The 20,796-nt window shown below is 62.6% G+C and carries 23 protein-coding genes and 1 pseudogene; 8 read left to right on the top strand and 16 right to left on the bottom strand.

Annotated elements, in window-relative coordinates:
* Together IGW03_RS25125 and IGW03_RS25120 are read right to left on the bottom strand one after the other, a co-directional pair.
* A pseudogene (locus IGW03_RS25125) lies at nt 1-127 on the bottom strand (branched-chain amino acid ABC transporter substrate-binding protein); the annotation flags it as partial.
* A gap of 95 nt (nt 128-222) precedes the next feature.
* A complete protein-coding gene (locus IGW03_RS25120; protein WP_194725272.1) occupies nt 223-747 on the bottom strand; it encodes an Rrf2 family transcriptional regulator in 525 nt (174 codons plus the stop codon).
* A gap of 264 nt (nt 748-1,011) precedes the next feature.
* On the opposite strand from IGW03_RS25120, the gene IGW03_RS25115 reads away from it, so the two are divergent.
* The 4 genes from IGW03_RS25115 to IGW03_RS25100 all read left to right on the top strand — a co-directional run bounded on the left by IGW03_RS25115 (nt 1,012) and on the right by IGW03_RS25100 (nt 4,491).
* A complete protein-coding gene (locus tag IGW03_RS25115) occupies nt 1,012-1,869 on the top strand; it encodes a helix-turn-helix domain-containing protein (protein ID WP_228536071.1) in 858 nt (285 codons plus the stop codon).
* Nucleotides 1,866-2,525 carry a lipoyl(octanoyl) transferase LipB gene (lipB, locus tag IGW03_RS25110; RefSeq protein ID WP_194725271.1) on the top strand — a complete coding sequence of 220 codons (660 nt, stop codon included), beginning with the start codon at nt 1,866-1,868 and terminating at the stop codon, nt 2,523-2,525. The genes IGW03_RS25115 and lipB overlap by 4 nt, the downstream gene beginning before the upstream one ends.
* An 81-nt stretch (nt 2,526-2,606) precedes the next feature.
* Nucleotides 2,607-3,587, top strand: coding sequence for a lipoyl synthase (lipA, locus tag IGW03_RS25105; RefSeq protein WP_194725270.1), 981 nt, complete (start codon nt 2,607-2,609; stop codon nt 3,585-3,587).
* Nucleotides 3,588-3,828: 241 nt separating this feature from the next.
* Nucleotides 3,829-4,491: a phosphatase PAP2 family protein gene (locus IGW03_RS25100; RefSeq protein WP_194725269.1), complete on the top strand. Its 663-nt coding sequence runs from the start codon at nt 3,829-3,831 to the stop codon at nt 4,489-4,491.
* Between the two features lie 98 nt (nt 4,492-4,589).
* Here IGW03_RS25100 and IGW03_RS25095 read toward each other — a convergent pair whose 3' ends face one another.
* The 7 genes from IGW03_RS25095 to IGW03_RS25065 form a co-directional block, all read right to left on the bottom strand.
* A complete protein-coding gene (locus IGW03_RS25095) occupies nt 4,590-5,117 on the bottom strand; it encodes a peroxiredoxin family protein (protein WP_194725268.1) in 528 nt (175 codons plus the stop codon).
* Nucleotides 5,118-5,189: 72 nt separating this feature from the next.
* The gene (locus IGW03_RS25090; protein ID WP_194725278.1) at nt 5,190-5,624 is read right to left on the bottom strand and encodes a DsrE family protein; all 435 of its coding nucleotides are present in this window, start codon (nt 5,622-5,624) and stop codon (nt 5,190-5,192) included.
* A gap of 150 nt (nt 5,625-5,774) precedes the next feature.
* Entirely contained in the window at nt 5,775-6,341 is a 567-nt protein-coding gene (locus tag IGW03_RS25085) for a LemA family protein (protein WP_194725267.1), read from the bottom strand.
* A gap of 91 nt (nt 6,342-6,432) precedes the next feature.
* Entirely contained in the window at nt 6,433-7,074 is a 642-nt protein-coding gene (locus tag IGW03_RS25080) for a BON domain-containing protein (RefSeq protein WP_194725266.1), read from the bottom strand.
* Complete coding sequence (locus IGW03_RS25075) at nt 7,067-7,663, bottom strand: phosphoheptose isomerase (protein ID WP_194725265.1); 597 nt, start codon at nt 7,661-7,663, stop codon at nt 7,067-7,069. Before IGW03_RS25075 ends, IGW03_RS25080 begins: the two co-directional genes overlap by 8 nt.
* Before the next feature lie 111 nt (nt 7,664-7,774).
* On the bottom strand, nt 7,775-8,146 hold the full coding sequence (locus IGW03_RS25070; RefSeq protein WP_194725264.1) for a YraN family protein: 372 nt from the start codon (nt 8,144-8,146) through the stop codon (nt 7,775-7,777).
* Nucleotides 8,146-9,483, bottom strand: coding sequence for a penicillin-binding protein activator (locus tag IGW03_RS25065; protein ID WP_194725263.1), 1,338 nt, complete (start codon nt 9,481-9,483; stop codon nt 8,146-8,148). Before IGW03_RS25065 ends, IGW03_RS25070 begins: the two co-directional genes overlap by 1 nt.
* Before the next feature lie 9 nt (nt 9,484-9,492).
* Between IGW03_RS25065 and rsmI the strand changes: the two genes are divergently transcribed.
* Nucleotides 9,493-10,401 (top strand): 16S rRNA (cytidine(1402)-2'-O)-methyltransferase, encoded by a 909-nt coding sequence (rsmI, locus tag IGW03_RS25060; protein ID WP_228536070.1) that lies wholly within the window; start codon nt 9,493-9,495, stop codon nt 10,399-10,401.
* A gap of 30 nt (nt 10,402-10,431) precedes the next feature.
* On the opposite strand, the gene IGW03_RS25055 is transcribed toward rsmI, so the two are convergent.
* The 7 genes from IGW03_RS25055 to IGW03_RS38705 all read right to left on the bottom strand — a co-directional run bounded on the left by IGW03_RS25055 (nt 10,432) and on the right by IGW03_RS38705 (nt 18,467).
* Complete coding sequence (locus IGW03_RS25055; RefSeq protein WP_194725262.1) at nt 10,432-11,592, bottom strand: septal ring lytic transglycosylase RlpA family protein; 1,161 nt, start codon at nt 11,590-11,592, stop codon at nt 10,432-10,434.
* A gap of 268 nt (nt 11,593-11,860) precedes the next feature.
* Nucleotides 11,861-12,976 (bottom strand): rod shape-determining protein RodA, encoded by a 1,116-nt coding sequence (rodA, locus tag IGW03_RS25050; RefSeq protein WP_194725261.1) that lies wholly within the window; start codon nt 12,974-12,976, stop codon nt 11,861-11,863.
* An 8-nt stretch (nt 12,977-12,984) separates the two neighbouring features.
* On the bottom strand, nt 12,985-14,994 hold the full coding sequence (mrdA, locus tag IGW03_RS25045; protein ID WP_194725260.1) for a penicillin-binding protein 2: 2,010 nt from the start codon (nt 14,992-14,994) through the stop codon (nt 12,985-12,987).
* Nucleotides 14,995-15,163: 169 nt separating this feature from the next.
* Entirely contained in the window at nt 15,164-15,676 is a 513-nt protein-coding gene (mreD, locus tag IGW03_RS25040; RefSeq protein WP_194725259.1) for a rod shape-determining protein MreD, read from the bottom strand.
* Nucleotides 15,673-17,061, bottom strand: a complete 1,389-nt coding sequence (gene mreC, locus IGW03_RS25035; protein ID WP_194725258.1) for a rod shape-determining protein MreC — start codon at nt 17,059-17,061, stop codon at nt 15,673-15,675. The genes mreD and mreC overlap by 4 nt, the downstream gene beginning before the upstream one ends.
* A 98-nt stretch (nt 17,062-17,159) precedes the next feature.
* Nucleotides 17,160-18,203: a rod shape-determining protein gene (locus IGW03_RS25030; RefSeq protein ID WP_151631771.1), complete on the bottom strand. Its 1,044-nt coding sequence runs from the start codon at nt 18,201-18,203 to the stop codon at nt 17,160-17,162.
* Between the two features lie 141 nt (nt 18,204-18,344).
* The gene (locus tag IGW03_RS38705; RefSeq protein WP_267253610.1) at nt 18,345-18,467 is read right to left on the bottom strand and encodes a hypothetical protein; all 123 of its coding nucleotides are present in this window, start codon (nt 18,465-18,467) and stop codon (nt 18,345-18,347) included.
* Between IGW03_RS38705 and gatC the strand changes: the two genes are divergently transcribed.
* From gatC to IGW03_RS25015, 3 genes are read left to right on the top strand one after another with little or no spacing between them, the layout of a single operon-like run.
* Nucleotides 18,466-18,768: an Asp-tRNA(Asn)/Glu-tRNA(Gln) amidotransferase subunit GatC gene (gene gatC, locus IGW03_RS25025; protein WP_194725257.1), complete on the top strand. Its 303-nt coding sequence runs from the start codon at nt 18,466-18,468 to the stop codon at nt 18,766-18,768. The genes IGW03_RS38705 and gatC overlap by 2 nt on opposite strands.
* Before the next feature lie 47 nt (nt 18,769-18,815).
* Nucleotides 18,816-20,276: an Asp-tRNA(Asn)/Glu-tRNA(Gln) amidotransferase subunit GatA gene (gene gatA, locus IGW03_RS25020; protein ID WP_194725256.1), complete on the top strand. Its 1,461-nt coding sequence runs from the start codon at nt 18,816-18,818 to the stop codon at nt 20,274-20,276.
* The gene (locus tag IGW03_RS25015) at nt 20,273-20,776 is read left to right on the top strand and encodes a hypothetical protein (RefSeq protein ID WP_228536069.1); all 504 of its coding nucleotides are present in this window, start codon (nt 20,273-20,275) and stop codon (nt 20,774-20,776) included. The genes gatA and IGW03_RS25015 overlap by 4 nt, the downstream gene beginning before the upstream one ends.
* Nucleotides 20,777-20,796 lie beyond the last annotated feature (20 nt).

The following is a 20,796-nucleotide window of genomic DNA, read 5'->3' as shown; positions in this document are numbered from 1 at the left end:
GTGCGATGGCGCCGGAGATCGGGCCGACGTGGCCGATCTTGACGACTTGTTCCTGTGCCGAAGCGGCGCCTGCGAAAGCAAAGGCGATTGCACCGGCCAACGGAATCATTTTTGTAGTGAACTGCATGGTCTTGCCTCCTAAGTTTGAACGGGTGATGGTGCTGCAAAGGTCGTCAGGCCGATGAGCAGGCCCGCTGTGAACGGGCCTCCTGGCCGGAATAGTTATGTAAGCGCCACGTCGAACGCGCTGTTCGCGAAAGCGGGACGGGACGTTCGGCGGGGTGCCGGAAACATGCCGGCTGCGCTGATTTTCAGCCGGTCAAGTGAAAATTGGCGCAAATGTTTGAACACGCTTTGATTTATCGCAATCATCGCCTGCATCACCAGCAGGTCCACGTCATTGGGTGCGCGGTCCGCGCCTGCCTTGCCCGGCGCCTTGCGTGCCTGCGGCGTCTGCTGCTCGGCCAGCACGCAGCGGAACACGTCTTCCAGCGTGACCATGCTGGCATCGCAGGTCAGCATCCAGCGTTCGGATGCGCGCGGGTCGGCGGTCAGCAATCCGGCACGAACCAGGCCGGCGCACAGTTTGCCGAGTTCCCGTGCCGGACGGCCGGTTTCTTCTTCAAGCTGGGTGAGGCTGACGGAACGGGGAGCGCTCGATACGAGCTTGGCGAGGATCTCGGTGGTGGCGAAGAAACGGTCATGCAATGCGCCGTTGCCGAGAATGTAGTCTTCTACGGTGGTCATGGTGTCTCCTTTTTGAGGTCATCCCGTTACATGCGCTGCCGGTTCGTGGCCGGTTGCGCATGAAGCGGTTTGCTTCGTCGGCATGCGTTGATTGTCGTCCTGCTTTTTTAGTTAGCCTTTTGGTGAAAAGGCGCATGCAACTTGGATCGCAACTTTAGGGAGAAACTGGTCCAAATGCCATTTCGCTATTTGGCGCGACTTGATGCTGGTTGATGCTAATATAGCGTCATCTAGCAACACACCCATCTTGAAACGGGAAAATTCTTGGCCACAGGAAATATTTCTGCCGCTCCCGGCAAGCCTGCGCACCCAGCCCAGCGCGAATTCTGCGAAAACCTGCGCATGCTGTGCAGCTACTACAGATCGGTCGCCGATGTCTGCCGCAAGCTCAATCTCAACCGCGCCCAGTTCAACCGCTACCTCAACGGCACCAGCAAGCCGTCGAGCCATACGTTGGAGCGCATCTGCGACTTCTTCGGCGTGGAACCGGCCGAAATCTATCTTCCGCGGGAGCATTTTCATCAGATCGTGCAGGTCCGCCCGAAGCAGCGCACCGAGCGCACCGTCTTCAGCGACCATATCGCGCATCTGCAGCACCAGAGCGCCGGCAAGTTCGACAAGTATCTCGGCTACTACTACGAGTATTACCAGTCGATGAGCGCGCCGGGCAAGGTGCTGCGCGGACTGGTGCACATCTTCCTGCATGACGGCGCGATCTACCATGAGCGGCTGGAGCGCTTTCCGCAGCATGCCAATCTCGACCAGACCTACAAGTGCAAGTATGTCGGCGGCACCTTCTATCTGAACGACCGCATCTTCCTGATCGACTACGAGTCGCTGACCGGCAACGAAATTGCCCAGACCATCCTGTTCCCGACTTACAAGAACAAGGTGGCGCGCCTGTCCGGCCTGATGCTCGGGGTCGCCGCCAGCAGCCAGCGCTCGATCGCCTGCGCCCGGGTGGTATTCGAATTCCTTGGCAAGACCATCGATGTGCGCAAGGCCATGCGGCTGTGCGGCCTGTTCGATCCGCAGCAGGGGGAGATCGATCCGACCATCCTCAAGGCGATCGACAACTCGCCGCACAAGGACCAGAACCACTTCTACACGATTCCCCTATGAACGACATGCAGTCCCCGCTGCGCCGGCCGCGTCTGGTCGAGCGCGGCATCGAAGCCTACGACACCACATTCGCGGCGATGCGCGCCTTCACCGACGCCCGCCATGCCGATACGCCCGACGAGCTCTGGCTGGTCGAGCATCCGCCGGTCTATACCCTGGGCCTCGGCGCCGATCCGTCCCATGTGCTGGATGCCCACGGCATTCCCGTGGTCCAGACCGACCGCGGCGGTGAAGTCACCTTCCACGGTCCCGGCCAAGCCATTGTCTATCTGCTCATGGATTTGCGCCGCCGTCCCGGCGCCAGGCTGTTCGCCCGCGAATTCGTGCACAAAATCGAACAGTCGGTCATCGAAACCCTGCAGGCGTATAATCTTTCGGGCGAACGCAAGCCCGGCGCGCCCGGCATCTACATGTCCGACGGCCCCTGGAAAGGAGCCAAGATCGCGGCGCTCGGCCTGAAAGTGCGCGGAAACGGCTGCACCTATCATGGCGTCTCGCTGAACGTATCGATGGACCTTGCACCCTTTTCCTGGATCAATCCCTGCGGCTACGAAGGCCTGGCCACGGTGGACATGAAGACCGCGGGAACCGAAGCGCCGCTGGCCGAAGTCCGGACGCGGCTCGCCGGCAAGCTGACCGAATTATTGACCGCCTGACCTCTTACTCTGAACTTACCCTGTCGCCCCGGCGCCGACCGCGCCGCCTGGCACACCACAACCGACGAAGCGACCCGCACGATGACTACCGAAAAAGAAGCCCTTGCCGTCCCGGCCCCTGCTTACAACCCCAGCGAAAAGCAGAAAGGCGCAGGCAAGACGGCCCGCATCCCGATCAAGATCATTCCGGCCGAGAAGCTTGCCAAGCCGGACTGGATCCGGGTCAAGGCGGCATCGCCGACCACGCGCTTCTATGAAATCAAGGACATCCTGCGGGCCAACAAGCTGGTGACGGTGTGCGAGGAAGCCAGCTGCCCCAACATCGGCGAATGCTTCGGCAAGGGCACCGCCACCTTCATGATCATGGGCGACAAGTGCACCCGCCGCTGCCCGTTCTGCGATGTCGGCCACGGCCGTCCCGATCCGCTCGATCCGAATGAACCGGAAAACCTGGCCAAGACCATTGCCCAGCTCAAGCTCAGCTACGTGGTGATTACCTCGGTCGACCGCGACGACCTGCGCGACGGCGGCGCCGGCCATTTCGCCGATTGCATCCGCCGCGTGCGCGAGCTGTCGCCGATGACCCGCATCGAAGTGCTGACGCCCGATTTCCGCGGCCGCATGGACCGCGCGCTGGAAATCCTGAAGGCGGCCCCGCCGGATGTGATGAACCACAACCTCGAAACCGTGCCGCGCCTCTACAAGGAAGCCCGTCCCGGTTCGGATTATGCGTATTCCTTGAACTTGCTCAAGCGCTTCAAGGAACTGCACCCGGAAACGCCGACCAAGTCCGGCATCATGGTTGGCCTGGGCGAGACCGACGAGGAAATCCTGCAGGTCATGCGCGACCTGCGCGCGCACAATGTTGATATGCTCACCATCGGCCAGTACCTGATGCCGTCGGGCGACCATTTGCCGGTGCGCCGCTATGTGCATCCCGACACATTCAAGATGTTCGAGGAAGAAGCCTACAAGATGGGCTTCGTTCACGCTGCAGTGGGCGCCATGGTGCGCAGTTCCTATCACGCCGACCAGCAGGCGCATGGCGCCGGCGTGGTCTGATCCCTCCCTCCCCGCGTTCCTTCCTTCGCACGCCGGCATGCACTGCCGGCGTGCTCCCATGTAAAAACGTCGCCAAACCGCCACGCCCGCCTCGGCCTTCTGTACCGCTTTGAGCAGAATTAAGAAAAGCCCGAAGTGAATCGCCGAGAATGCCGGTAGCATGCAGCTACGGTCTGACGCAGCATAAACGCTTACAAATCCTCATGAACTTCTCTCTGATGCATTTGCCCTATCGGTAACTATGATCGACTGGAATGAAATTACACGATTCGGCGATGTCACCATCACATCGTTCGCCGCACTGGCGATCGCTGCGTGGCTGCTGGCTGAAAATGAAAACAAGCTCGCCCTGTGCTGGAGCCTGCTGTTCGCCATGGGCATGGCGGTTGTCATTGCCACCAAGATGGCCTTCATCGGCTGGGGCATCGGCATCCGCTCCATCGACTTCACCGGCTTCAGCGGCCACGCAATGCGTGCGACCGCGGTGCTGCCGGTGCTGTTCTATCTCATGCTGGAAAAGGCGCCCCGTCCCTTGCGCGCATTCGGTGCCATCTTCGGCCTGGTCTTCGGCGCCGTGGTTGGCATTTCACGCATCGCAGTGCATGCGCATTCCGCATCGGAAGTGATCGCAGGCTGCATGCTGGGCGCGGCCGTCAGCATCAGCTTCATCTGGGTGGCGGGCACGATGCTGCGCAAGCAGGTGTTCAATCCGGTACGCGTGGTGCTCAGCGCGCTGGCCCTGCTGACTGCACCCTATGTGCATCCCGCGCCGACCCAGCAATGGCTGACTTCGCTGACGCTTTATTTCAGCGGCTACGAAGAGCCTTTTCCGCGGAGGGAGTGGCAGCAACTGAAACCGCGGTTCGGCACCGCTTCGGCTGCGGCCGAGAAAGTCACGGAATAGAAAGACAAGGAAAACTGGCAGCACAAAAAAGAAAAGCGCCTTACGGCGCTTTTCTTTTTGAGAATGATCGGTGCCGAAACACCAGCGAATGAAAGGCATCAGGCGGCCAGCGCCTTTTCCAGCAGCTGATGCAGGGCGGCGAAATCGGGTTCGCCCACATACCGCTTGATGATATTGCCCTTCTTGTCGATCACATAGGTCGTCGGCGTCAGCTTGACGTCTTCGAATGACTTGGCCACGTCGCCCTTGCTGTCGAGCGCAACATGGAAAGGCAGGTTGCGCGTCTGTGCATAGTTGAGCACATAGTTCGGCGGATCGTAGCTCATGGCCACCGCCACGAAGTCCAGCCCCTTGTCCTTGTATTTCTCATAGGTCTGCACCATGTGCGGCATTTCCTTGACGCAGGTGGTGCAGCTGGTGGCCCAGAAATTCACCATGACGACCTTGCCGCGCAGACTCTGCATCGAGAGCTGCTGGCCGTTGATGGACTGGAAGGTCACATCCGGCGCAGACTTCTTGCCGGACAGGGAGAAATAACCGGTCAGGGCGAGGGCCGCGATCACCAACGCGGCCAGGATCTTGATCCAGGTGCGGTTGCGCGGCGGGGAAGAGGGTGCAGCTTGCATGGCAGTTACCATCGGTGCGTTTGAAAACAGGAAGATTATAGTCCTGTGCCCGTCCGGCCGTACGTCAACGGATCAAGGACGGATGTAAACGTAGCCTTCCTTGGCCTGCAGGCGTGCCAGTTCCACCACGCCCGCCGTCACGATCTTGGCTTCGGGCAACAGCTGCGATACCGGCACTTCATGCGCGGCCAGCGTATTGCCGCAGACGCGGAATTCCACGCCCTGCTCGGCCAGCGCCTTGACCTGGGCATCGAAAGGCCTGCCGCTGCGCTCCTTGGCGCCGGCCAGCAGGAAACGGATGCCGTCGCCGTTGGCAACGACTGCGATCTTCGTGTTGGGCTCGGCGCGCAAGTGATTGCGGATATTGCCCATGGCCCGCGTCGCCTGGTCGATGCCGTCGGCCAGGTGATAAACCACCTTGACGTCTTCGGCCGCGTGCGCGGGGATGGCGGTGAAGAGAAGCACCGGCGCCAGGCCGGCAAGCATTTTGAGCAGTTGACGTCGCATCATGATGGGAATTGGATCAGGGAGACTTCGCCTGGTTACTGAGTCAGGCAGATGATAAGCCGGTTTGCGAAAGCGCGCCGGCGGCAAGCCGAACATCAAACCTAGTGGTCGGTTTAACACTCCGTTAGTCGAATACAGACGAAAATCGCACTAGTTGCGGCGAACCGGCAACATCCCCATGGGAACGGCGGGGATGAAGGCGAAAATAACAGCCACTAGGATGCCGGGAATCAGCTTGCGCACGACGTTGTATTGCCGCGTGGTGTCGTTGTAGGCGTCACGCAGGAAACCGATCTGCGTATTCAAGGCTGCGATCTGGTCGACCAGGGCAGCCAGCGACGCATTCACGGCAAGATGTCCCTTGCTCCTGCACGCGGTAAACAGCCCGGCCAGCGCAAGATCGAGTTCGCCTTCGGCTGCGGCCAGGCGCTGCACGGCATCGCGGCTGAACGGAGATGCAGCAGGCAAAGCCAGCGCCTCCTGTGCCCGGTTGCGCGCCTCGATGACTGCTTCCAGCAGTTCGCGCTCTTCCTTCAGGTAGGCGCGCGCGGCCTCAACGACGACCGGCACCTCTTCATGCCGCTGCTTCAGGGGGATCTCCAGTTTGCCGAATGCCTGCCTGACCTGCCGCTGGAGCAGGAGCAGGCGCTTGTAGGCGCCCACAGCCCAAGACAGGATGAAGAGCGCCAGGAGTATGCCGACGATAATGCTTTCCATGTCAGTCCTGTGAAAGAAAAAAGCCGCAGAGCGGAATGATCTGCGGCTTGCTGCGGCGGGTGCCGGAAAAACGCATTGCCGTGTTCAGATCTTATTTGCTGCCTTGCGTATCGGAGGATCTGGTCAGCTGGCGGTAGTCATCATCGGAGATGTATTCGAAGACCTTGACCACCTTCTGCACGCCGCTGATGTTGCTAGCGACTTCGGCGGCCAGCTGGCCTTCGCGCTGCGTGACGCGGCCCATCAAATAGACGATGCCGCGTTCGGTCACCACCTTGATGGAATTGGCATACAGGTCGCGGGTATCGACGAAGGCTGCCTTGACCCGGCCTGTCAGCAGCGAGTCGTTGGAGCGCGACGTGAAGCTGGAGACGCCTGCGATTTCCAGGTCATTGACCACCGACTGCACGCCTTCGATGGCGGTGACTTCGCGTTCGACCGCGGATTTCATGGCTTCGTCGCGGACTTCGCCGGTGAGCAGTACCTTGCGGTTGAAGCTGGTGACATTGACATGCCCCGCACCGCCGACCAGGCTGGACACGCGGCCCTCGCCCTTGAGCACGATGGACTTGTCCTCGGTCTGCGCGCCGAAGGTGCGGCGATCGGTTGCCGCCAGCGTGCCGACGACGGCGCTGCCGACGGCCATTTCGATACAGCCCTGCAAGCTGATTGCCACGGTGCCGCACAATGCGAGCGTGGCGAGCGGACGTGTGAAGCGCGTCCAGTTATTCATCCGGTTCCTCCCCAAATAAAGCGACATCGATACCGTCGCACAAACAATGAATCGTCAACAAATGCACTTCCTGGATGCGCGCGGTGCGGTCGTGCGGCACGCAGATGTGCACGTCGGCGTCGGTCAGTAGCCTGCCGATCGCGCCGCCGCCCTTGCCGGTCAGGGCAACGACGCGCATGTCGCGCTCCAGCGCCGCTTCCACCGCCGCCAGCACATTGGCGGAATTGCCGGAAGTCGACAATGCCAGAAGAATATCGCCGGCCTGGCCAAACGCCTGTACCTGCTTGGTGAAAATGTCATTGAAGCTGTAGTCGTTGCCGACCGCCGTCATGATCGAGGTGTCGGTCGTCAGCGCCAGCGCCGGCAACGGTAGGCGCTCCCGTTCGAAGCGGCCGACCAGTTCAGCGGCGAAGTGCTGGCAATCCGCTGCCGAGCCTCCATTCCCGCAGGCAAGTATCTTATTGCCGTTAGACAATGCGGAGAACATGAGTTCCACGGCTTCGGCAATCGGTTGCGAAAGCGCGGCGGCGGCGCGCTGCTTGAGTTCGGCACTTTCCTGGAAGTGCGCCTGGATGCGTTGGTTTGTCATGATGCAGGGGATTATAGTGCAGGCAGGAAGCAGAGTCCCGGCACAAAGGTGATGGAAATGCTCGCTTTATAGGGAGTGATATGAAACTGCAAAGACGGCTTGGGATCGGTATCAAGGCTGGATGGCATTGCGTATCCAGTTCAGCTGCTCGCCGTCGATGGCCACCACGTCGAAACGGCAGGGCGGCACTGTGCGCAGCGACTGAAGATACACCTGCGCCGCCACCGCCAGCCGCGCCTGTTTTTGCGTCCCAACGCTGGCGGCTGCGTCGCCGAAGCGGCTGGGTGCGCGTTTCCTGACTTCAACGAATACGATGGCCGACCCGTGCTTCATGATCAGGTCGATCTCCCCGCCCTTGCAGCGGAAATTGCGTTGCAGCAGCGACAGTCCCTGCTGCTCCAAATAAGCCAGCGCACGATCTTCACCGGCATCTCCTGCCAACTGCTTTGCGGTGCGGGAAGCGGTGTTCTTGAACAACGGCATCAGTGCTGCGCCTCCCGTTGTTGCATCTCCAGCGGCACAGCGATGCCGTTGCGGTACACGGCGCGTTCGGCAATGCGCTGCAGCCTGGCCTGCTGCTTGCCTGCTTGCACCATCAGCCGGCCGGTAACGCCGTCGAGTTCGAACTCGCCCTGCTGCGCCGCCACTTCCCGCGCGACACGGTAGGCGTCGATGCCGAGCGCATACAGGCGCTCCATGTCGGCGTTGGCGGGCCGCATACCGGCAGCGGCGGGCCGGAAATGAGCCGAGACTGTCGGACTTTCCGGGTCGAGCTGCCAGGGCATATCAACCAGTCGAACGCCGTCCATGTCCGTCATGCGCTCGGCGGCGTCGCGGCCGGGAGCAGGGACAGGATTGAGCTGCGATGTGCCGTAGAGCGGCACCTGCGGTCCGATGACGGCACGTACCTGCCGCGCCTGCTGCGCATCGAGGGCCGCGAAAATGACAGCCGGCATGTCGGCAAGATCCTTTTTCAGCTGCAGCAGCGTACGGCCGTTGAGAAAGCCGTCGGCCGCGGCAAGCTCGATCGTCTGCAAGCCGCGCTGCTTCTGTTGCCCCTGCGGCTTCTGTTGCTTCAGTTGCTTCAGTTGCTTCAGTTGCTTCAGTTGCTTCATTTGCTTCATTTGCTTCAGTTGCCTCTCCTGCTCCTGCCACTGCAGTTCGAAGGCCGCGGCAGCCCGCCGCTGCCACGGCGCACCTGCATGCAAGACCACCGCATTGCTGCCGCGATGGTCGCGGCCGGCCCAGTCGGCGATCTGGCGCGCTTCGTCTTCGATGGCCAGTCCGAGAACCAGCAGCTGCGGCGGCATGGGAAACGATGCATCTGGCGGAAGTTCGGGTGCGGCAAGTGCAATGGTCGGCTTGTCGATACGGCCTGCCTGCGCGACAGCGGCGACAGCGCTGCGCGACAAGGGACCGATGACGAGATCGGCCTGCTCGGCCGCGATGCGGTAGCGTTCCGCGACATCCTGCGCAGCATCGCCGCTGTCGACGACATGCATGTCGACGCCGTCAGGCTCCTGCTCATGCGCGGCCTGCATGCCGGCGCGCACGGCATCGGCCGCCTGGCGGAACACGTCGGACGAGATCGGAAGAAACAGAGCAATCTGCAGCGCTTTGGGCTGCGGCATGGGTGGCGGATTGCGGGGAATCGACAGATCGGTCTGCGCGAGTCGGAGCGGAGGCGTCCGCTCGTGAGCCGGCGGGGCGGGTTGCGCGGCGTTGCCGGCAGGCGCGGCGGTTGTATTTGCCGACAGGGGCAGGCAAAATCCACCCAGCATCCATGCCAGCACGCCCATTCCCGCCCAACGGCTCAACATCCTTCCCCCATGACGTCTACCCTGCCCAATTCGCCGCCTTTCCCGTCCATCATGCAGGAGGTGTCGCAGCAAGTTTATCCTTTGTCTACATTATATGTGGTGGCCACTCCCATCGGAAATACGGGCGACATCACGTTGCGCGCCCTCAATGTGCTTTCAATCGCGGACGCGGTGGCCTGTGAAGACACGCGCAACACCGCCCAGCTTCTGCACCGCTACGGCCTGTCCAAGGAACTGATCGCCGCCCACGAACACAATGAGCGCGAGGCGGCTGCCAAGCTGGTGTCCCGCCTGCAGTCCGGGCAGCGCATTGCGCTGGTGTCGGATGCGGGCACGCCTGCCGTGTCCGATCCTGGCGCGCGCATCGTCGATGCGGTGCGCGCGGCAGGCTTGCGGGTCATGCCCCTGCCCGGCGCGTCGGCGGCGGTGAGCGCGCTGTCGGCGGGCGGCCTGCTGCATGACCGCTTTTACTTCGTCGGTTTCCTCCCGGTGAAGGCCAGGCAGCGGGAACAGGTGCTGGAAGACTTGCTGGCCGTGCCGGCGACGTTGGTGTTCTACGAGGCGCCGCACCGGATCGCGGAAACGACCGCCGCTCTTGCGAAGGTGTTCGGACCGCATCGGCAGATCGTGTTTGCGCGCGAATTGACGAAGCTGTTCGAGGAAATTCACCGCTGCCCCCTGCAGGAGGCCGAAGCCTGGATTGCGGCCGACTCGAACCGGGAAAAAGGCGAGTACGTGTTGCTGGTGGAAGGCGCTACCGCCGCGGCTTCGGCAGACGATGCCGAAGCCGACCGGATTCTTTCCATCCTGATCGCAGAACTCCCGGTGAAGCAGGCTGCCGCACTGGCGGCGCAGATCAGCGGAAAGAAGAAAAATGCGCTCTACGAGCGCGCGCTGCAATTGAAGCAGGAGACGTAAAGCCGCCGAAGCGGCCGCTGGGCCGATGCATCAGCGCTGCACGATCATGGCCTTGATGCCGGCGCTCTCCTGCACCCGAACCGCCGCCGCCGCGGCTTCCATCCTGCTGGCGAAGGGGCCGCTGTAGAGGCGATGGACATTGCCGCTGTTGATGACTTCCATCGGCATGCCGGCCGCAGGTCCCTGTGTCAGCCGCGTGCGCGCCGATTCGGCATTGGATGCCTGTGAATACGCGCCAATCTGCAGGTAATAACCGGATGCGCCGTTTGTACCCCCCTGCGTCGCGGCATTGGCTGCAGCTGCCGGCGCACCCGCCGCAGTTGCCGCAACCGGGACGATACCGGACGCCGGTGCTGCAGCCGCTGCCGGCACGTCCGGCAAGGCAAAAGTGGAAATACTGTTCGACACCGACACGGGACGCGCTTCCGGCGCCATTGCTGCTGCCGGCGCAGCGGCGGCATAGCTGACGGCTTGCGTGACCGGGGCACTGCTCGCCTGCGGAACCGGATTGTTCCTTTCGGCCGCCATGCGCAGGATCTCTTCCGGCAGCAGGCGCTCCACTTCAAGCTCGCTGCTGCCGCTGCCCAGATACCCGAGCTTCAAGGCCGCCGTATAGGAAAGATCGATGATGCGGCTCGAATGAAACGGTCCCCGGTCATTCACCCTGACGATCACCTGCTTGCCGTTCGACAGATTGGTGACCCGCACATAAGAGGGAATCGGCAGCGTGGGATGCGCCGCCGTCATCTTGTACATGTCGTAAGGTTCGCCGGACGAGGTCTTCTGGCCGTGAAACTTCTTGCCGTACCAGCTGCCGACGCCGCGCTGCTTGAACGGTTTTTCATCGGAGATCGGCACATAGGTCTTGCCGAAGACGACATAGGGACGCAGGTTGCGCGCGTAATAGGGTTCGATCTTGGGCTCGGCGTCGGGCGTGTCGAGCAGGCCGTCCGGCGGCGAATCGCCGGGGCCGTCATCCTGGTAATAGCCGCCCCGGCCGGAGCCGGCGCGCGGCAGGTTCGGCAGCGGCGTGCTGTTGCGCGCGGTGGCTTGGGGCTTGCCGGGCGCGTCGGCTGCCGGCGGTGTGTTGATGGGGGTGCTGCTGCATCCGATGAGCAGCAGCGGCGGCACGCAGCCGGCAATGAATTGGGCAAGACGTCGGTAACGAGGATGCGGCGTTCGCGGGTCCATCGCTTTCTCCCTGAAGCATTTTATTGAAGGGGGGCGACGACCGAAGCCAGCGGATGGAGCGCTGAGGTATGCAGCTGCGCTCGGACTGGCATTGCGGAGGCGGAGGTCTGTCGCCGAAGCGGTGACATGTCGGCATGTCACTGCAAATCGGCAACAGTTTGCCTCGGCAATGCATTTGCTGCAAGGGCGGAATATTTTTGTTGCTTTTGAAAGGAAAACCGGCCGTCAGGCGGCCGGTTTGTCTTGCTCGGTATACGGGGCGCAGTTGTCAGCTTTGCACCAGCTTGCGGTGTCGCTGGATGCTCATCAGGATGCCGACGCCGAGACCCAGCGTCATGAACGCCGTGCCGCCGTAGCTCATGAACGGCAAGGGCACGCCGACTACCGGCAGGATGCCGCTGACCATGCCCATGTTGACGAAGGCATAGGTGAAGAAAATCATCGTGATCGCACCGGCCATCAGGCGGCTGAACACCGTCGGCGCATTGGCGGCGATGAACAGCCCGCGCGCGATCAGCATCAGGTACAGCGTGAGCAGGATGCAGTTGCCGATCAGCCCGAACTCCTCGGAAAACACGGCGAACAGGAAGTCGCTGGTACGCTCGGGTATGAATTCGAGGTGGGCCTGCGTGCCGCTGCGCCAGCCTTTTCCGGCGATGCCGCCGGAGCCGATGGCGATCATCGATTGAATGATGTGGAAACCCTTGCCCAGCGGGTCCGTGGTGGGATCGATCAGGGTCATGACGCGCTGGCGCTGGTAGTCGTGCAGCACCGACCATACCACCGGCAGGCTGGCCAGCCCTGCAATCCCCAGCCCGAAGATGATCTTCCACGACAGGCCGGCGAGGAAGATCACGTAGAAGCCGGCGGCCATCACCAGCACCGCGGTTCCCAGGTCAGGCTGCTTCATGATCAGGGCCGCCGGAATGGCGAGCAGGATGGCGGCGAGCAGGAATTCCTGCCAGCGCAGCGCGCCCTCGCGCTTCTGGAAGAACCAGGCCAGCATCAGCGGCACGGCGATCTTCATGATTTCCGACGGCTGGATGACGACGCCGACATTGACCCAGCGGCGCGCGCCTTTCTTGACGATGCCGAACATGGCCACTGCGACCAGCAGCGCGACGCCGACCGTATAGAGCGGCAAGGCGAAACGCATCAGCAGCTGCGGCGGTATGCAGGCGGCGATCCACATCACCACGAATGCGATGATGGTATTGCGCAGATGGTCTTCGAAGCGGCCGGGCGCATCCATGCCGGCCGAGAACATGGTGAAGCAGCTGACCGACAGGATCAGGAAAAGCGTGAGCGCCAGCGGCACGTCGAAGACCGTGATGTAGCGCTTGATGATGGGCCAGACCGCCGGCCTTTCATTACTGAATTGCATGGTCGCCATTAGTGCACGTGCTCCTTGGCTGTCGCCGATACGGGAATGACCGCAGCCGGCGCATTGCGCTGGACCGACTGGTCGGGCCTGGCCTGCTGCCGGGCGGGCTGCGGCGCAGGTGCAGCCGGCGCCGCGGCATCGTTGAGGACCGGCGCCGTCTTGTCTTCCGGGCGCTTGCCGAGCAGGTGGTAGTCGAGCACGATGCGCGCGATCGGCGCCGCCGCCTGCGCGCCGAAGCCTGCGTTTTCCACGATCACGGCCAGCGCGATGCGCGGATTGTCGGCGGGCGCGAAGGTCATGTACCAGGAATGGTCGCGATGGTGCTCCGCCATTTTCTTCGCATCGTATTTCTCGTTCTTCTTGATGCCGATCGCCTGCGCCGTGCCGGTCTTGCCGGCCGAGACATACTGGGCGCCGGCGAACACGCGGGCCGAGGTTCCCTCGCGGGTCACGCCCACCAGCGCCTTCTTGACGAAGTCGATGTTCTCCTGCTTCAGCTTGATCCGTGCGCTCTCGCCGTTGACCACCGGCACCTTTTCCTTGGTCACGCTGTTTTCGATGCTCTTGACCAGGTGCGGCTTCATCACGACGCCGTCGTTGGCCAGCGTCGCCGTCGCGTGCGCAAGCTGCAGCGGCGTGAAGGCGTTGTAGCCCTGGCCGATCCCGATGGAAATGGTTTCGCCGGCATACCATTTTTGCTGCTCGGGGCGCTTGTAGGCCGCCCGCTTCCATGCTGTGGACGGCAGGGTGCCGGCGCGCTCGTTGTCGAGATCGATGCCGGTCAGGCGGCCGAAGCCGAAGGGTTTCATGAAGTCATGAATGGTATCGACGCCGAGATCGTTGGCGAGGTTGTAGTAGTAGGTATTGCATGACTGGACGATCGACTTGTACATGTCGACCGTGCCATGGCCGTCCACCTTGTCGTCGCGGAACTTGTGATTGCCGAACCAGAAATAGCCCGGATCGGAAATCGCGTTGGCCGGGGTGCGCTTGCCGGTCTCCAGCGCCGCCAGCGCCATGAAGGGCTTGTAGGTCGAGCCCGGCGGATAGGTGCCGATCAGCGGACGGTTCAGCAGCGGGCGGTCGATGGACGTGTTCAGTTCGTCCCAGCTGAGTTGGTCGATGCCGTCGACGAACAGGTTGGGATCGTAGGTCGGCTTGGAGACATAGGCCAGCACGTCACCGGTCGACGGCTCGATCGCCACCAGCGCGCCGCGGCGGTCGCCGAAGGCTTCCTCGACGATCTTCTGCAGTTCGATGTCGATGGAGAGAACCAGGTTACTGCCCGGCGTGGCCGGCGTGCGCGACAGCGTGCGCACGGCACGTCCGCCGGCGGAGACTTCCACCTCTTCATAGCCGGTGATGCCGTGCAGGACGTTTTCGTATTTCTTTTCGACGCCTTCCTTGCCGATGTAGTCGGTACCCATGTAGTTGGCGGCATCTTCCGAATCGGCGATTCTTTCCGCGTCGCGCCGGTTGATGCGGCCGATGTAGCCGATGACATGAGAGGCGGTTTCGCCGAGCGGATACTGGCGGAACAGGCGCGCCTGGATCTCGACGCCGGGGAAGCGATAGCGCTGGGCCGTGAAGCGGGCGACCTCTTCATCGGTCAGGCGGGTGCGGATCGGCACGCTTTCGAAGTTCTTCGCTTCTTCCTGCAATCTGCGGAAGCGGCGGCGGTCCTTGGGCTGGATGTCGACCAGCGCGGAGAGGTTGGTGATCACGGTGTCGAGCGGCTCGACCAGCTTGGATGGCGTGATCTCCAGCGTGTACGCGGAGAAGTTGCGCGCCAGGACGACGCCGTTGCGGTCGAGGATGAGGCCGCGGTTGGGCACAACCGGCACCACCGAGATGCGGTTGTCTTCGGCCTGCGCCTGGTAGTGGTTATGGCGCACCACCTGCAGCCAGACGAAGCGCGCGACCAGCAGGCTGAAACAGATCAGCACGAATACGCCGGCGGCCGAGAGCCGCAGGCGGAAAAGGTGCACTTCACGTTCAGTGTTTTTGAATTCGGTCATGTTCCATCTTGTACGGATGCCGTCGCGCCATCCGCATCATCACACTTGCCTCTTTCACATGCATTGCTGGCGGCAATGCTGCGGCGAGGAAGGCGCCCGCGGGAGCGCCGCTACATTCAATGCTTCAACATCCGGAACGGGCCGCCAGGTCCGTCAGGCAGTCCACGCCTCAGATCGGCCGCGTATCGTCGCGGTTGACGGCGCGACGCTGCGGCGCCAGCAGGATGGCCGATACCACGGGCCACAATGCGGCGGCGACCAGGCTTTCAAGGAAATACGTCCATCCCGGAAACTTTCCACTGACCAGCATGCGGATGACAAGTTGCACCGCCTGCATAAATAAAAGCAGCGGCAGCACATGGGCGGCTTGCGTTCCCATCTTGAACCACAGCACGCGCCGATGGATCATGATCGAAAAATAAGACAGCAGGGTATAGGACAGGGCGTTTTCGCCGAGCAGCGTGGCGTCGTGCACGTCCATCAGCAGACCCATCATGAAGGCGATGCCGATGCCGACCCTGCGCGGCTGATGGATGCTCCAGAACACCAGCACCAGCGCGACGAAATCCGGCACGCCGACCCAATGCCCCCAGGGCAGCATATTCAGCAGGAAGGCCAGGGCGATGCTGGAGGCGATGAACAGCGGGTTGGCCGGCAGCAGGATGTAATGCGGACTGTTCATGGCGTGGCCTTCTGCGCCGGAGCGTCGGTCTTGGGCTGCGCGCCGGGGGTCGGCGCCGTCGGGTTGGTGTTCGTATTTGTGTTCGCTGTGTTCGCGCCTGCGCCTGCTGGTGCGGGCACAGCTTTTGGTACCGCCGCCGCGGCTGCCGAAGCTGCGGCACCTGTCGGAGCATTGGCCGGGGCCGCCGCAGCGGGCCGGTTCGGCGGCGTTGCGGCAGGCGCCGCCTGGTTCGGCGCGGTTCTGCCGGCGGCCGGACCGGCGGCTTGCTGGACATTGCCGTTTGCCGGCTTGGCGGGCATTGCACCTTGCGGAGCCTGCGCTGCGGGCGCCGCAGTCTTCTGCTCGGGCGCTGTCTGCTTGGCTGCAGCCGACGCTGCGGCTGGTGCGGCAGGTGCAGGAGCGGCGGCAGGCACTGCGGTATTCTGGCCTGCTGCCGGCTTGGCCGCTTCTTTCGCGGTATCCGCCGGGGCCTGCTCCTTGCCGGCTTCAGCCGGGCGCTTGGCCGCCTTGCCCTTTTCCTTCGGATTCTCAGGCTCGGGGCGCGGCGCCAGATTCTGCTCGGTCAGCAGCACCAGCAGCTGGCGGTTGCGGTCGACGCCGGCAATCGGCAAACAGATGATGCGGGCGAATGCATCCGAGGACTTGCTCTCCACCTGCACCACCTTGGCGACCGCGAGCCCGGCCGGATAGATGCCGTCGATGCCGGAAGTGACCAGAACGTCGCCGTTCTTGATATCGGCATTGACGGGCATGAAACGCAGGTCGAGCGAACCGGAGTGGCCCTGGCCGTAGACGACGCTGCGCAGGCCGGTGCGCACCACCTGCACCGGAATGGCCTGCTCCTTGTCGGTCAGCAGCGTCACTTCCGACGTGAACGGAAAGACCCGCGTCACCTGTCCGACCACGCCGATATCGTCGATCACCGGCTGCCCCGGACGCACGCCGCTGCGGCTGCCGCGGTCGAGAATGACCTTGCGGGTGAAGGCGTCGCGCGCGTCGTAGAGAATCTCGCCCAGGACCGACTTGCCCGGCAGGCGCTCGCTGGCGTCAAGCAGCTTGCGCAGCTGCGCGTTCTCCGCCTGCAGCTGGTGCACCTGCTGCAGCGTCTGGGCATTGGCGACCTGTTCTTCCTTGAGGGCGTTGTTTTCGCGCTGCACCGCCGACAGGGTCGAGAAATAGTTGCCGGCCATGTAGATTGCATCGCGCGGCAGCAGCGCCACGACCTGCAGGGGATAGAGGCCGGTGCCGACCAGCTGGCGGATGGTGCCCATCGTGCGAAAGCGCGCATCGGCAATGAGCAAGACCAGTGCGATCAGGGAGAAGAACACCACTTTGACGCGCGCGGAGGCGCCTTGCTTGAAGAGTGGCGGTGGACTGTATTCCATCAGGGGCTAACTATGTTCCGGGGAAATGACAAGAAGCGTCTGTCCGCCGGCGTGTCCTGCGCAAGCGTTGCATGCGGACAGGACACGCAGGTAAAGCATTACTCGTAGGAGAAGATGGAGCCCAGCTTGTCCATGCGCTCGAGCGCCATGCCGGAGCCGCGCACGACGCAGGTCAGCGGGTCTTCGGCGACGATCACCGGCAGGCCGGTCTCTTCCATCAGCAGGCGGTCGAGGTCGCGCAGCAGCGCGCCGCCGCCGGTCAGCATCATGCCCTTCTCGGCGATGTCGGCGCCGAGTTCGGGCGGCGTCTGCTCGAGCGCGTTCTTGACGGCGGAGACGATGTTGTTGAGCGGATCGGTCAGCGCTTCGAGGATCTCGTTGCTGGAGATGGTGAAGGAGCGCGGAATGCCTTCGGACAGGTTGCGGCCCTTGACTTCCATTTCCTTGATCTCGGAGCCGGGGAAGGCGGAACCGATTTCCTTCTTGATCAGTTCGGCGGTCTGTTCGCCGATCAGCATGCCGTAGTTGCGGCGGATGTAGTTGACGATAGCTTCGTCGAACTTGTCGCCGCCGACGCGCACCGAACCCTTGTACACCATGCCGCCCAGCGAAATGATGCCGACTTCGGTGGTGCCGCCGCCGATGTCGACGACCATGGAACCGGTGGCGTCCGAGACCGGCAGGCCGGCGCCGATCGCGGCGGCCATCGGCTCCTCGATCAGGTAGACCTGGGATGCGCCCGCGCCGAGCGCGGATTCGCGGATCGCGCGGCGCTCGACCTGCGTGGAGCCGCAAGGAACGCAGATGATGATGCGCGGGGAAGGCTTGAACAGTTTGGAATCGTGGACCATGCGGATGAACTGCTTGAGCATCTGCTCGGTCACGGTGAAGTCGGCAATCACGCCGTCCTTCATGGGACGGATGGCTTCGATGTTGCCCGGGACCTTGCCCAGCATCTGCTTGGCTTCCTTGCCCACCGCCTGGATGGTCTTCTTGCCGTTGGGGCCGCCCTGCTGGCGGATCGCCACGACCGAGGGCTCGTCCAGCACGATGCCCATGTTGCGTACGTAGATCAGTGTATTGGCAGTGCCCAGATCGATCGCCAGGTCGTTAGAAAAATAACTGCGTAAAAATCCAAACATGTATTGTCCTGAAGCGCAACGATGGCGCGATGGTCATTGTGGTAAGAACCCCTTTCGGCATGAGGGCGAAGCCTGCCCGCCAGCGAGGTATCAACCCGTGATTCTACCTTATAATTTAACCGAAATTAGTTGCGGGAAACTTCAAAAAGCGGGCGTGATACACGCATTTGCCACGGCTTTTTGGCAAGGTTTTGCCACAACAAAAACACTCTTGTTTTCCTGAAAATACTCGCCGACAACGGCTTGTTCTCCACTGTCAATCATGTCACTCGATCTCAACGATGTTAAGCGCCTGGCCCGCCTCGCGCAGCTCGATCTGGAAGAAGCCCAGGCCGGCAAGACCCTCGACAAGCTCAACGGCATCTTCTCGCTCGTCGAGCAGATGCGGGCCGTCGACACCAGCGGCGTCGAACCGCTGAATCACCCGATCGCGGCCTACCAGAACGACGTTGCCCTGCGCCTGCGCGAGGACGAAGTCTCCGAACCGAACCGCCGCGAGGACTACCAGCAAGTTGCTCCGGCAACACAGGACGGCCTCTACCTCGTGCCGAAAGTCATCGAATAACTCTTGCCGGATCATCCGCCGGTTCGCAGCGAACCGGCCAGCCAACCATGCATACCAAGACTCTCAAAGAACTTTCCGCACTGCTGCAGGCAAAACAGATTTCCGCTACCGAACTGGCGAAGCTGTTCCTCGACCGCATCAAGCAGAGCGACCTCAACGCCTTCATCCATGTCGATGACACTCTGACACTGCAGCAGGCCGCCGAGGCTGATGCGCGCATTGCCAAAAACGACACGACGCCGCTGACCGGCATTCCGATCGCGCACAAGGACATTTTCGTCACGCGCGGCTGGCGTTCCACCGCCGGCTCGAAGATGCTCTCGAATTACGTAAGCCCCTTCGATGCAACTGTGGTCCAACAGTTCCATGCGGCAGGTATGGTCACGCTCGGCAAGCTCAACTGCGATGAATTCGCGATGGGCTCGTCGAATGAAAACAGCCACTTCGGCGCGGTGAAGAACCCGTGGGACAAGACCGCCATTCCGGGCGGCTCCTCCGGCGGTTCGGCGGCGGCGATCGCCGCGCGCCTGGCGCCTGCGGCCACCGCGACCGACACCGGCGGCTCGATCCGCCAGCCGGCATCGCTGTGCGGCGTCACCGGCATCAAGCCGACCTACGGCCGCGTGTCCCGCTTCGGCATGATCGCTTTTGCATCATCGCTCGACCAGGGCGGCCCGATGGCGCAGACCGCGGAAGACTGCGGCCTGCTGCTCAACGCGATGGCCGGCTTCGATCCGCGCGACTCCACCAGCCTGGAGCGTCCGCAGGAGGATTTCACCCGTGATCTGAACAACAAGCTGCAGGGCCTGCGCATCGGCATCCCGCGCGAGTATTTCGGCAAGGGCCTGGCGCCCGATGTCGAACAGGCGGTGCGCGCCGCGCTTGCCGAATATGAAAAGCTGGGCGCGACGCTGGTCGACATCTCGCTGCCGAAGACCGAGCTGTCGATTCCCGTGTACTACGTGATCGCGCCGGCGGAAGCCTCGTCCAACCTGAGCCGCTTCGACGGCGTGCGCTACGGCCATCGCGCCGCCGAATACAAGGACCTGGGCGACATGTACCGCAAGTCGCGCGCCGAAGGCTTCGGCGACGAGGTCAAGCGCCGCATCCTGGTCGGCGCCTACGTGCTGTCGCATGGCTACTACGATGCCTACTACCTGCAGGCGCAGAAGATCCGCCGCCTGATCGCGCAGGATTTCCAGGACGCGTTCCGGCAGTGCGACGTGATCATGGGACCGGTGTCGCCGACGGTGGCATGGGATCTCGGCGACAAGGCCGACGATCCTGTGGCGAATTATCTGGCCGACATCTTCACGCTGTCGACCAGTCTCGCCGGCCTGCCCGGCATGTCGATTCCCTGCGGCTTCGGCCAGGGCGACAAGAACGGCAGGCGCCCGGTCGGCCTGCAGATCATCGGCAATTATTTTCAGGAAGCGAAGCTGCTCAACGTCGCCCACCAGTACCAGCAGGCGACCGACTGGCATCGGCGCGCACCGGCGGGCGCATGATGAGTTCGCTGCGCGCCGCCACCCTGGCATCTCTGGCACTGCTGCTGTCGGGCATGTCTGCCGCCGTATCGGCGCAGCAGCTCGACACCCGCTTTTCCTGCAGCGACACGCGCAGCGAGATGAATGAAAAGCTCATTTACGCCGACAGCGGCGAGTTCAAGCTCAACGGCGATGCGATTCAGGCATTCCGCTGGGAGTCGTCGCTGTTTCGCAGCACCCACGGCTTCGACTGCAGCATCGACACGGAAGACGGCCTGCAGGCCGAAGTGCGCGATGAAACCCCGCGCGTGACTTGGCGCGTCAGCCTGAAGGACGCGGCGGAAGCGCGCTTTCAGCGCGGCTACGATTTCGGCCGCAGGCTTAACTGCACGATACGGCTGGAGCGCGAAGGCGATTCGCTCAGCATCAGGCCGACCTGTCCTGCGCTGTGCGGATCGCGGCCGAATTTCACCGAACTGTCGGTCAACCTGAAAACCGGGAAATGCCGGTATGACGAATAAACACGGATGACATGGATGCC

The sequence above is a fragment of the Noviherbaspirillum malthae genome, assembly GCF_015352985.1.
GTDB lineage: Bacteria > Pseudomonadota > Gammaproteobacteria > Burkholderiales > Burkholderiaceae_D > Noviherbaspirillum > Noviherbaspirillum malthae.
Note: the sequence above shows the minus strand (reverse complement) of the source record. Positions and strands in the feature narration are given on the sequence as shown.

Coding starts and splice junctions, on each gene's coding strand:
- IGW03_RS25120 (WP_194725272.1), bottom strand. CDS start 747: ATGACCACCGTAGAAGACTACATTCTCGGCAACGGCGCATTGCATGAC.
- lipB (WP_194725271.1), top strand. CDS start 1,866: ATGAACGACATGCAGTCCCCGCTGCGCCGGCCGCGTCTGGTCGAGCGC.
- lipA (WP_194725270.1), top strand. CDS start 2,607: ATGACTACCGAAAAAGAAGCCCTTGCCGTCCCGGCCCCTGCTTACAAC.
- IGW03_RS25100 (WP_194725269.1), top strand. CDS start 3,829: ATGATCGACTGGAATGAAATTACACGATTCGGCGATGTCACCATCACA.
- IGW03_RS25095 (WP_194725268.1), bottom strand. CDS start 5,117: ATGCAAGCTGCACCCTCTTCCCCGCCGCGCAACCGCACCTGGATCAAG.
- IGW03_RS25090 (WP_194725278.1), bottom strand. CDS start 5,624: ATGCGACGTCAACTGCTCAAAATGCTTGCCGGCCTGGCGCCGGTGCTT.
- IGW03_RS25085 (WP_194725267.1), bottom strand. CDS start 6,341: ATGGAAAGCATTATCGTCGGCATACTCCTGGCGCTCTTCATCCTGTCT.
- IGW03_RS25080 (WP_194725266.1), bottom strand. CDS start 7,074: ATGAATAACTGGACGCGCTTCACACGTCCGCTCGCCACGCTCGCATTG.
- IGW03_RS25075 (WP_194725265.1), bottom strand. CDS start 7,663: ATGACAAACCAACGCATCCAGGCGCACTTCCAGGAAAGTGCCGAACTC.
- IGW03_RS25070 (WP_194725264.1), bottom strand. CDS start 8,146: ATGCCGTTGTTCAAGAACACCGCTTCCCGCACCGCAAAGCAGTTGGCA.
- IGW03_RS25065 (WP_194725263.1), bottom strand. CDS start 9,483: ATGTTGAGCCGTTGGGCGGGAATGGGCGTGCTGGCATGGATGCTGGGT.
- rsmI (WP_228536070.1), top strand. CDS start 9,493: ATGACGTCTACCCTGCCCAATTCGCCGCCTTTCCCGTCCATCATGCAG.
- IGW03_RS25055 (WP_194725262.1), bottom strand. CDS start 11,592: ATGGACCCGCGAACGCCGCATCCTCGTTACCGACGTCTTGCCCAATTC.
- rodA (WP_194725261.1), bottom strand. CDS start 12,976: ATGCAATTCAGTAATGAAAGGCCGGCGGTCTGGCCCATCATCAAGCGC.
- mrdA (WP_194725260.1), bottom strand. CDS start 14,994: ATGACCGAATTCAAAAACACTGAACGTGAAGTGCACCTTTTCCGCCTG.
- mreD (WP_194725259.1), bottom strand. CDS start 15,676: ATGAACAGTCCGCATTACATCCTGCTGCCGGCCAACCCGCTGTTCATC.
- mreC (WP_194725258.1), bottom strand. CDS start 17,061: ATGGAATACAGTCCACCGCCACTCTTCAAGCAAGGCGCCTCCGCGCGC.
- IGW03_RS25030 (WP_151631771.1), bottom strand. CDS start 18,203: ATGTTTGGATTTTTACGCAGTTATTTTTCTAACGACCTGGCGATCGAT.
- gatC (WP_194725257.1), top strand. CDS start 18,466: ATGTCACTCGATCTCAACGATGTTAAGCGCCTGGCCCGCCTCGCGCAG.
- IGW03_RS38705 (WP_267253610.1), bottom strand. CDS start 18,467: ATGATTGACAGTGGAGAACAAGCCGTTGTCGGCGAGTATTTTCAGGAA.
- gatA (WP_194725256.1), top strand. CDS start 18,816: ATGCATACCAAGACTCTCAAAGAACTTTCCGCACTGCTGCAGGCAAAA.
- IGW03_RS25015 (WP_228536069.1), top strand. CDS start 20,273: ATGATGAGTTCGCTGCGCGCCGCCACCCTGGCATCTCTGGCACTGCTG.